The organism is Micromonospora sp. U21, assembly GCF_018070045.1.
In the GTDB taxonomy this organism is placed as follows: Bacteria; Actinomycetota; Actinomycetes; order Mycobacteriales; family Micromonosporaceae; genus Micromonospora.
Genome location: NZ_JAGPYK010000067.1, coordinates 1 through 8,788, shown reverse-complemented (window position 1 = coordinate 8,788; position 8,788 = coordinate 1). Strand labels below are relative to the sequence as shown.

At 72.1% G+C, this 8,788-nt stretch carries 10 protein-coding genes and 1 pseudogene; 7 read left to right on the top strand and 4 right to left on the bottom strand.

From position 1 onward, the window contains the following. Positions 1-581: pseudogene (locus KBX63_RS34675) on the top strand (serine/threonine protein kinase); the annotation flags it as partial. Positions 582-614: 33 nt separating this feature from the next. Continuing rightward, a complete protein-coding gene (locus tag KBX63_RS34670; protein ID WP_210918649.1) occupies positions 615-1,262 on the top strand; it encodes a histidine phosphatase family protein in 648 nt (215 codons plus the stop codon). Here the strand turns inward: KBX63_RS34670 and KBX63_RS34665 are convergent. Beyond that, positions 1,252-1,776: a GNAT family N-acetyltransferase gene (locus tag KBX63_RS34665; protein WP_210918648.1), complete on the bottom strand. Its 525-nt coding sequence runs from the start codon at positions 1,774-1,776 to the stop codon at positions 1,252-1,254. The genes KBX63_RS34670 and KBX63_RS34665 overlap by 11 nt on opposite strands. Positions 1,777-1,848: 72 nt before the next feature. Here KBX63_RS34665 and KBX63_RS34660 point away from each other — a divergent pair, with 72 nt between their 5' ends. Then, entirely contained in the window at positions 1,849-2,724 is an 876-nt protein-coding gene (locus tag KBX63_RS34660) for an alpha/beta fold hydrolase (RefSeq protein WP_210918647.1), read from the top strand. A gap of 15 nt (positions 2,725-2,739) precedes the next feature. Here KBX63_RS34660 and KBX63_RS34655 read toward each other — a convergent pair whose 3' ends face one another. Then, entirely contained in the window at positions 2,740-3,180 is a 441-nt protein-coding gene (locus KBX63_RS34655) for a VOC family protein (protein ID WP_210918646.1), read from the bottom strand. Between the two features lie 73 nt (positions 3,181-3,253). Continuing rightward, positions 3,254-4,120 carry an SDR family oxidoreductase gene (locus KBX63_RS34650; protein WP_210918645.1) on the bottom strand — a complete coding sequence of 289 codons (867 nt, stop codon included), beginning with the start codon at positions 4,118-4,120 and terminating at the stop codon, positions 3,254-3,256. Between the two features lie 116 nt (positions 4,121-4,236). On the opposite strand from KBX63_RS34650, the gene KBX63_RS34645 reads away from it, so the two are divergent. Beyond that, positions 4,237-4,848: a TetR/AcrR family transcriptional regulator gene (locus tag KBX63_RS34645; RefSeq protein ID WP_210918644.1), complete on the top strand. Its 612-nt coding sequence runs from the start codon at positions 4,237-4,239 to the stop codon at positions 4,846-4,848. Between the two features lie 213 nt (positions 4,849-5,061). Here KBX63_RS34645 and KBX63_RS36200 read toward each other — a convergent pair whose 3' ends face one another. Next, positions 5,062-5,193 carry a hypothetical protein gene (locus KBX63_RS36200; protein WP_256443262.1) on the bottom strand — a complete coding sequence of 44 codons (132 nt, stop codon included), beginning with the start codon at positions 5,191-5,193 and terminating at the stop codon, positions 5,062-5,064. On the opposite strand from KBX63_RS36200, the gene KBX63_RS34640 reads away from it, so the two are divergent. The 3 genes from KBX63_RS34640 to KBX63_RS34630 are packed head-to-tail and all read left to right on the top strand — an operon-like array spanning position 5,192 to position 7,811. Further along, the gene (locus tag KBX63_RS34640; protein ID WP_210918643.1) at positions 5,192-5,974 is read left to right on the top strand and encodes a DedA family protein; all 783 of its coding nucleotides are present in this window, start codon (positions 5,192-5,194) and stop codon (positions 5,972-5,974) included. The two genes, KBX63_RS36200 and KBX63_RS34640, sit on opposite strands and share 2 nt — an antisense overlap. A gap of 38 nt (positions 5,975-6,012) precedes the next feature. Continuing rightward, positions 6,013-7,176, top strand: coding sequence for a sensor histidine kinase (locus KBX63_RS34635; RefSeq protein WP_247663937.1), 1,164 nt, complete (start codon positions 6,013-6,015; stop codon positions 7,174-7,176). Further along, the gene (locus KBX63_RS34630) at positions 7,167-7,811 is read left to right on the top strand and encodes a response regulator transcription factor (RefSeq protein WP_210918642.1); all 645 of its coding nucleotides are present in this window, start codon (positions 7,167-7,169) and stop codon (positions 7,809-7,811) included. The genes KBX63_RS34635 and KBX63_RS34630 overlap by 10 nt, the downstream gene beginning before the upstream one ends. Positions 7,812-8,788: the final 977 nt, after the last annotated feature.

Below are 8,788 nucleotides of genomic sequence, written 5' to 3'. Positions count from 1 at the left end.
CGCCCACCCTGATCGATCGCTCGGCGGCCCACCCCCACCCCGCGCCGGTCGGCGCCGCACCACGCCAGCGCCGGTTACGGCGACCCCTCGCCGTGCTGACCGCGACCGGCCTCGCCGCGCTGATCGGCCTCGGCGCGCTGCTCGCCCAGGGGCTCAACTCGCCCGACTCTCCCGGCTCGGCGCAGGCCTCCAATCCGCCGTCGAGCGCCACCCCGGTGCCCTCACCCACCACGCAGTCGCCGACGCCGGCGGCACCGTCCTCGCCGCCCGGCAGCTCGGTGCCCTGGACCGTCGGCCAGCAGATGCCGATCAGCCTGCGGGCGGTCAGTGCCGAGTTCGCGGCGGTGCTCGCCCAGGCGCAGGCCCGTGGCGAGATCGACCGCAAGACCGCCGAGGACCTGCGCGACGACCTGGTCGACCTGAACCGGCGGTCCAAGGACCGCGACCGGCGCATCGCCGACCTGCGGGAGCGGATCGACGAGTTGGTGGACCGGGAGCGGCTACCGGCGCGGACGGGCGCCCAACTCGACTCCCTGCTCACCCAGGCCCGGGCGCTCTCCACCGGCCGCAGCGACGACTGACACATCCATCAGCGCCGCTGGCATGATGGTCCGATGCGGACGCGGCTGATCTTCGTACGTCATGGCGAGTCGGTCCACCAGGTCACGGGAATCGTGGGCGGCCCGCATGGTTGCCGGGGCCTGACCGAGCTGGGCCGGGATCAGGCACGCAGACTGGCCGGGCGACTCGCCAGCGACTGCGCCGCCGACAGATCGGTGGCGGTGTACTCGTCGGTGCTGCGCCGGGCCGTCGAGACCGCGCAGCCGATCGCCGACGCGTTCGGCGTCCGCCCAGTAGCGGACTGCGGGCTGTGCACCTGGCACACGCCGCCGTACGCCGACGGGATGCCGACCATCCGCTTCCGGGCCGACCACACGGCGGGGGGTGGGGGTCTGTTCCGGCCCTTCGAGAAGGGCAACGAGAGCTGGGCCGAGCTGGTGACCCGCGTCAGCCGCGCGATCATGGAGATCGCACACCAGCACCGGGGCGCCACCGTGATCCTGGTCGGGCATACCGAGACCGTCGAAAGCGCGTTCCACGCGCTCGCCGCTCAGCCGCTCTACCGGGCGTTCGACCTGGACGTGGCCCCGGCCTCGATCACCGAATGGACCACGGTGGACGACGCCGCCCGGTGGCCGCCGGCCCGCTGGACGTTACGTCGCTTCGGCGACACGGCTGACGTGCAGCGGCCTACAGCGTGATCCAGTACCGCCGCACCGCACCGAGTTCGGTGTCCCGGATGTCCTCGAGGACGCCGCCGTGGTGCTCGATCGTCCGCGCCGAGGCGACGTTCTCCACCTCGCAGGTGACCAGCACCCGATCCAGCCCGAGCGCCAGGGCCTCGCCAAGCATCCGCCCCAGCGCCCAGGTCGCCAGCCCTCGCCGGCGTGCGGACGGCCGGATGCCGTAGCCGATGTTGCCGGCGACGCGCAGCAGGTAGTGGTTGAGCTCGTGCCGCAGCGCGATCCCGCCGAGCACCCGGTCACCCTCGACGATCCACCGGTACGTGCACGGCACCCGGCCAGCGTCCAACGGCCTCGCCGGATCCGACTGGTCCGCCAGCCGCGCCACCCAGGCCGCGAACCCGTCCGGCGAGCGCACCTCGTCCGACGGCCGCAGCCCGAACCCGTCCTCGTGCGGGCCGGGGCCCCACTCGTCATGCGCATCGAGCCAGGGGGCGTGCAGACGCACGGTCGGAGCGATCAACTCGGGCATGCCGCGACGGTATCGGTCCGGGCCGCGCACAGAGCACCCCGATCCGGTGGCGGCGGCCGTAGTCTCACCGGCATGACGACAACGCAGACACACACCCTCGCCGTACCCGGCGTCGACCTGGTCTACGACGTCCGCGGCCCGCTACCGCCGTCCGGCGGGCGCCCCGCGCTGCTCATGATCGGCCAGCCGATGACGGCGGAGGGCTTCACTGCGCTCGCCCCACACTTCACCGACCGGACGGTTGTCACCTACGACCCTCGCGGCCTGGGCCGCAGCATCCGCAAGGACGGCCGGTCCGACCACACGCCGCAGCAGCAGGCCGCCGACCTGCACCTGCTGATCGAGGCACTGGACGCCGGTCCGGTCGACGTGTTCGCCAGCAGCGGCGGTGCGGTGACCGCACTCGAACTGGTCGCGACGCACCCCGGCGACGTCGGCACGCTGGTGGCGCACGAGCCGCCGATCAACGCTGTGCTCCCCGACGCCACGGCCGCCGAGCGCGCCCGGGCCGGCTTTTACGAGGCGTACCAGGCGAAGGGCACCAGCGCGGGCATGGCCGCGTTCATCGCCATGACGTCCTGGCAGGGCGAGTTCACTGATGCCTACTTCACCCAGCCCACGCCCGACCCGGCGATGTTCGGCATGTCGACCGACGACGACGGCACCCGCGACGACCCGCTGCTGTCGCAGAGTTCGTGGGCGATCACTGACTACCGCCCCGACGGGGGCCGGCTCACCGCCGCACCGACCCGGATCGTGATCGCGGTCGGTGAGGAGTCGGCGGGGACGTACACCGCCCGTACGGCCCTGGGCACCGCGGCCCTGCTCGGCCAGGAGGCCGTGGTGTTCCCCAGCCACCACGGTGGCTTCCTCGGTGGTGAGTTCGGTTACGCGGGCAAGCCCGAGGAGTTCGCGGCGAGGCTGCGTGAGGTGCTGGACGCCGGCTGACCGTGCAGACAGGACTCAGCCGAAGGAGATGAGGGCGCCGCGCTCGTCGAAGCGGGCCGTGCCCGCCCAGGCGATCTCCCAGCGGTTACCCTCAGGGTCGGCGATGTAGGCCGAGCGCCCACCCCAGGACCGGTCGGTCGGCTCAGCCACCACTGTCGCGCCGGCCGCGACGACCGCGGCGAAGGCCGTGTCGACCTCCGCTCGGTTGTCGACGTTGCAGGCCAGCGTGACGCCGGACCAGCCGCCGGCCGGATCGGACACGCCGGGCGCCGCCTCGGCCGTCAGGTCCGGCAGCGGATAGAGCGCGAGCAGGACGCCACCCAGCAGGAAGGCCGACCAGCCGTCGTCACTGGACGGCAGCTCGGGCCAGCCCAACGATCGGTAGAACGAGCGCAGCACGCCGATGTCGCGCGCGGCCAGGGTCACGACGGACAGTCGAGCGGGGAGTGGGCCCATGCGGCCCATCCTGCCCGAGCCGTACGACATGCCCCTGGCCAACGCGATCCGCGACGTGTTCATCGGGCAGCGGTCAGGTCAGTTCGGCCACCGGGGCCGGGACCGCCTTCTCCGCCCGACGACTCACCTCTTCCCAGCCGGCCCAGGTGTCCATGCGCCGGCGGGAGATGTCGAAGGCGAGGTCGTAGACCATGCTGCCCAGCAGTAGCCGCAGCGGCGGGTCGTCGCTGGCGACCAGCGTCATCAGCGCCTCGGCGGCGAGCCGTGGTTCGCTGTCGATCGACCCTTCCGCCCACTGCTTCTCCAACTCCGCGCGCAGCGGGTCGTAGGCGGGGTTCGGGGTGGTCGCCGTGCTGTTGGTGTAGAGGTCCGTCCAGTAGCCGCCCGGCTGGACGATGGTGACCTTGACGCCGAACCCGGCGGCCTCGGCGGCGAGTGCCTCGCTCATGCCCTCCAGCGCGAACTTGCTGGCGCTGTAGAGGCCGGTGCTGGGGAAACCGCCGAGCGCGCCGATGCTGGAGATCTGCACGATGTGGCCGCGGCCCTGCGCCCGCATCGTCCGCAGGGCGGCCTGGCTGACCCAGAGCGGGCCGAAGAAGTTGAGGTCCAGTTGGGCCCGGGCCTCGGCTTCGGTGAACTCCTCCACCATGCCGGCGAAGAGCCCCCCGGCGTTGTTCACGACGATGTCGAGTCGACCGAAGTGCTCGACGGCTTGACCGACAATGTCGAAGACGGCCGCGCGGTCCGTGACATCCAGGCGCAGCGTCAGCAGGCGGCCGGGGTGTCGGGCGGCGAGGTCGTCGAGCGGCGAGACGTCGCGGGCGGCGCCGACAACCCGGTCACCGGCGGCGAGCGCCGCCTCGGTGAAGGCGCGGCCGAGGCCACGGCTGGCCCCGGTGATGAACCAGACCCGGGATGCGGCAGTGCCTGAGGTTTCCATGAGGTTCCTTCCGCCATGTAAGACGAACCGTCCCGTCTCGTTGTTGCCTGACCCTACCCGCTCGGAGCCGCTTGTCAAGACGGACCGTCTCGTCTTTTTCTTGCTAGATTGGTCGCGTGCCCAAGCAGGTAGCCCCCGACGCCAGCCGCCGCAGCCAGACGGCGCGGCGGGCCATCCTCGCCGCCGCCTTCGACCTCGTCGGCGAGGTGGGATACGCGAAACTCAGCATCGAGGGCATCGCCGCCGCCGCAGGCGTCGGGAAACAGACGATCTACCGCTGGTGGCCGTCAAAGGGTGCGCTGCTGTTCGACGCCTTCCTCGCCCTCACCACCGAGGGGGACGACGGCCGGACCGGTGCCCTGCCCGACACCGGCGACCTGGCAGCCGACCTGAAACTGGTCCTGCGGGCCACCGTCGTCGAGCTGAACGATCCGCGCTACGACCAGCCCATGCGCGCCCTGCACACCGAGATCGTCCACGATCCCGCCCTGGCCGCCGACTATGCGAAGCGGCTGGACGAGCCGATGCGGGAGCTGAAGAAGGACCGCCTGCGCGCCGCCCAACGCGCGGGCCAGCTGGCCGAGGACATCGACCTCGACGTGGCCGTCGACATGCTGTTCGGCCCGGTCCTCAACCGGTGGCTCCAGCGCACCGGCCCTTTGAATTCCGAGTACGCCGACCAGGTGGTCGACACGGCACTGCGCGGTCTCCGGCCACGCGAGGCGTAGCCCAGCCGAGGACCGAGCCCCGCGGAGCCCCTCCGCCGGCGGGCGTCAGCCGACCGTGACCGCGTCGCCCTCCGTCACCCGGCCGGCACGAATCACCCGGGCGTACGCGCCGACGCACGGGTCGGGTGTCGCGTCGGCCGCGCGAAGGGTGAGCAGGGTGCGCCAGCGGTGGGGTTGTTTTTCGCGCTGGCCACCCGACCGGTGGGGGGATATTCACAGCGGCTGCGCCATCGCGAGCCGTGGCGGGGTGCGGTTCTCCACACCCTCACCGCTGTGGTCGACCCGCGCCCCCGGGCGGTCCACCTCATGGTCGACTCTCAGGAACACTTCGTAGCGTGGGGGCATGATTCGAACGTCCCACGCCGTGCTCGCCACCGGAACCCCCGCCGCTGCGGCCGAACCGCCCCAGGACGGAATGGTCGGCTACGTCAGTGACCTGGTGGAACGACTCGGCGGGCCGGGCGCCGGCCTGGCGGTGGCGCTGGAGAACCTGTTCCCGCCGATCCCCAGCGAGGTGATCCTGCCGCTGGCCGGGTTCGTCGCCGCGCAGGGCCGGATCAGCCTGATCGGTGCGATCTTCTGGACCACGCTGGGCTCGGTGCTGGGCGCGCTGGCGCTCTATCTGATCGGCGCGTCGCTGGGCCGGCACCGGATGCGCGCCATCGTGGCCCGGCTGCCGCTGGTGAAGCTCAGCGACGTGGACCGGACCGAGGCGTGGTTCCTCCGGCACGGCGTGAAGGCGGTCTTCTTCGGCCGGATGATTCCGATCTTCCGGAGCCTGATCTCCATCCCGGCCGGGGTGGAGCGGATGCCGGTGAGCACCTTCCTGCTCTACACCACGCTGGGCAGCCTGATCTGGAACACCACCTTCGTGCTCGCCGGCTACCTGCTCGGCGACAACTGGCACCTCGTCGAGGGGTACGTCGGGGTGCTCCAGAACGTGGTGATCGTGGCCTGCGTGGCGGCCGTCGCCTGGTTCGTCGGGTCCCGCGTGTTGCGGGCCCGCCGCGCCGCGCGGAACCCCGAGCCGGCCGGCCTCGACGGCCTGGACCAGCGCGGCGTACCCGACCCGGACGGTCGGGGCACCCTCTACCGTGGCGGATCGTGGGCCTCGGACGAGCGCTAGGCCGGCAGCCGGGCGGGCCCGGTGCGGAAGGACGTCAGATGGTGGTGGGGGAGCGGCGGACCGGCCGGCGGTGGGAGGGGCTCCGGCTGCCGGTCGGCGTCGCCGCCGGGGCCGCGACCGCCGCCGTCGAGCTGGTCTTCCTGGCCGTCGCGGCCGTCGCGCTCGCCGGGTCCGCGCTCGCGCCTGCGGCCGGCCCGCGGGTCACCGACCTGACGAGGCGGTACGCCGTACAGCTGGTGCGCGTGGAGCGCTGCCGGTTGTCCGGTCTGCTCACCGCGGGTGAGCTGCCCGCGCCGAACGGCGCGTCGACCCGGCGGCAGATCGGCTACCTGGCGGCCCGGCTGCTGCCCGGCGTGCTCGGCCTGTTGGCGTACGCCGTGCTGGGCGTCGGCGTGGTGCTGGCCGGGATCGTGCTGCGCGCGGCGGTACGCGGCGAGCTGACCCTCCTCGACGCGCTTGCCCAGGTCGCCGTCGGCGCGGTACTGCTGCTGCTCAACGTCCAGGCGTTCGCTACTGTCGCCGCGCTCGACGTCCGGCTGGCCCGGCGGCTGCTCGGCCCGGGGAGTCGGGCGGAGCTGGCGCAGCGGGTCCGCGAGCTGACCACCACCCGGGCCGGGGTCATCGCCGCGGTCGACGCCGAACGGCAGCGTATCGAACGAGACCTGCACGACGGCCTCCAGCAGCGGCTGGTCGCCCTCGGCATGCTGCTCGGCCGGGCCCGGCGCGCCCGCGACGCCGACCCCACCACCGCCCTGCTCGCCCAGGCACACGAGGACGTGCAGCGGGCCGTCGAGGAGCTGCGCGAGGTGGCGTGGCGGGTCTACCCGTCGGCGTTGGACGGCAGCGACCTGGGCGAGGTGCTCGCCATGGTCGCCCACCGCTCCGAGGTGCCGGTGCGGATCCGCTGCGAGCTGCCGGTCCGCCCGGAGCGGCAGATCGAGACGGTGCTGTACTTCGTGGCCTGCGAAGCGCTCACCAACGCCGCGAAACACGCCGCCGCTACCCTGGTCACGGTCGAGATCGGGGTACGGGAGGGGTGGGTCCGGATGGGCGTGCACGACGATGGCGTGGGTGGCGCGGACCCGACCGGCCGAGGCCTGTCGGGGCTGGCCCGACGCGTCGCGGCACTGGACGGCCGCCTACGGGTGACCAGCCCGGCCGGCGGCCCGACCACCGTGCTGGCGGAGCTGCCGTGCGGCTAGTGCTCGCCGAAGACTCGACGCTGCTCCGGGAGGGCCTGGCACGGCTGCTCGCCGAGGAGGACCACGAGGTGGTCGCGGCGGTCGGTACCGCCGACGAACTGGTCGAGGCGGTCGGACGGTCCCGTCCCGACGTGGTCGTCACCGACGTCCGCATGCCGCCCACGCACACCGACGACGGGTTACGCGCCGCCCTGGAGATCCGCCGGCGCTGGCCCACCACTGCCGTCCTGGTGCTCTCCCAGTACGTGGAGCGACGGTACGCCGGCCGCCTGCTCGCGGACCGGCCCGAGGGGGTCGGCTATCTGCTCAAGGACCGGGTGGCCCAGGTCGACGACTTCCTGGACGCACTGGACCGGGTGGCCGCCGGAGGCACCGCGCTCGATCCGGAGGTGGTTCGTCAGGTGGTGGCCGGCTCCGACCGGCCGGACCCGTTCGGTCGGCTGACCCCGCGCGAACGGGACGTGCTGCACGAGATGGCCCAGGGGCACACGAACGCCGCCATCGCCCAGCGGCTGCACGTGTCGCAGAGCGCGGTGGAGAAGCACGTCAACGCCATCTTCGACAAGCTCGACCTCGCCGACGTCGCCGGCTACAGCCGTCGGATCCTCGCCGTGCTGCGCTACCTGGGCACCTGAGCTACCTGGGCACCTGACGCCGACCGACCGCTGCGGCGAATGATTCCGCCAGGTGCCCGCTGCCGTGGGTGGCCCGGTGTGGGTGATCTGGGAGCCGCCCGCATCCCCGGTTTGCCGCCGGACGGTCAGCCGCGATCCTGCGCTGGGCGCTGCGGGCCCGTCTCGTCGCTGGTCGCCGGGTCCGCTCGATCCTTGGGGTGGATAGGGGGCCAAGCCCGCCCTCACGGGCGGTCGGTGGGGTGAGCGTTATACCTGTGAGTCATACATATGCCTCTGAGGTATACCGCTCATCGACCACCTTGCCCTCCGGATCGCCTGGCTCGGGGTGATCGACTCGATATCGCGGATATCGCGGATATCGCGGATATCGCGAATATCGCGAATATCGCGAATATCGCGAATATCGCGGATGTCGCGGTGGCTACGGCCCTCGGATGCCCCGATATCGCCGATACCGAGTCGATCAACCCCCCGAACCGGCCCCATCCGACGCCGGAACGCCCGGTGATCTCGTGCTGGGTGTCCGGTATCGGGGGTTTGTGGGTTGTGACCGGCTGCATTCGTGGGGTGGAATCGTGGCGGGCCGGGGGTCGTTACATACCCTGACGATCGCAGCACCACCGGCCCGCCAGGTCCCGTCCCCGCGGGTTGGCAGCGCGGCCGGGGTTGGAATGCCCGCGAGGTGCGCGGTCGTTGCAGACTCCCGACCGACCGCACCAGCACACCAGAACAGGGTGCCTGTCGGATGGGCCAGCCCCGGAATGGGCCCGGCCCGGCGGTCGTTACACACAGTCCCGGCGCCACGAGCCCCCCGGCTTGTAGGCCGCCGACCTAAGACTTTCCCCCCTTGTGTTGAAAGCGCCGGACGAGGTGCTCGCACCCGCACGCCGTTTCCCCTGTTGGCGGTGGGTGTCTACCCCCTTGAAGGAGCTGACCCCTGATGAACACGATCATTCGTAAGAGCGTGCTGTCGGTTG

Excerpts from the sequence above, each read along its gene's own strand:
- KBX63_RS34670 (WP_210918649.1), top strand. The coding sequence starts at position 615 with ATGCGGACGCGGCTGATCTTCGTACGTCATGGCGAGTCGGTCCACCAG.
- KBX63_RS34665 (WP_210918648.1), bottom strand. The coding sequence starts at position 1,776 with ATGCCCGAGTTGATCGCTCCGACCGTGCGTCTGCACGCCCCCTGGCTC.
- KBX63_RS34660 (WP_210918647.1), top strand. The coding sequence starts at position 1,849 with ATGACGACAACGCAGACACACACCCTCGCCGTACCCGGCGTCGACCTG.
- KBX63_RS34655 (WP_210918646.1), bottom strand. The coding sequence starts at position 3,180 with ATGGGCCCACTCCCCGCTCGACTGTCCGTCGTGACCCTGGCCGCGCGC.
- KBX63_RS34650 (WP_210918645.1), bottom strand. The coding sequence starts at position 4,120 with ATGGAAACCTCAGGCACTGCCGCATCCCGGGTCTGGTTCATCACCGGG.
- KBX63_RS34640 (WP_210918643.1), top strand. The coding sequence starts at position 5,192 with ATGATTCGAACGTCCCACGCCGTGCTCGCCACCGGAACCCCCGCCGCT.
- KBX63_RS36200 (WP_256443262.1), bottom strand. The coding sequence starts at position 5,193 with ATGCCCCCACGCTACGAAGTGTTCCTGAGAGTCGACCATGAGGTGGAC.
- KBX63_RS34635 (WP_247663937.1), top strand. The coding sequence starts at position 6,013 with ATGGTGGTGGGGGAGCGGCGGACCGGCCGGCGGTGGGAGGGGCTCCGG.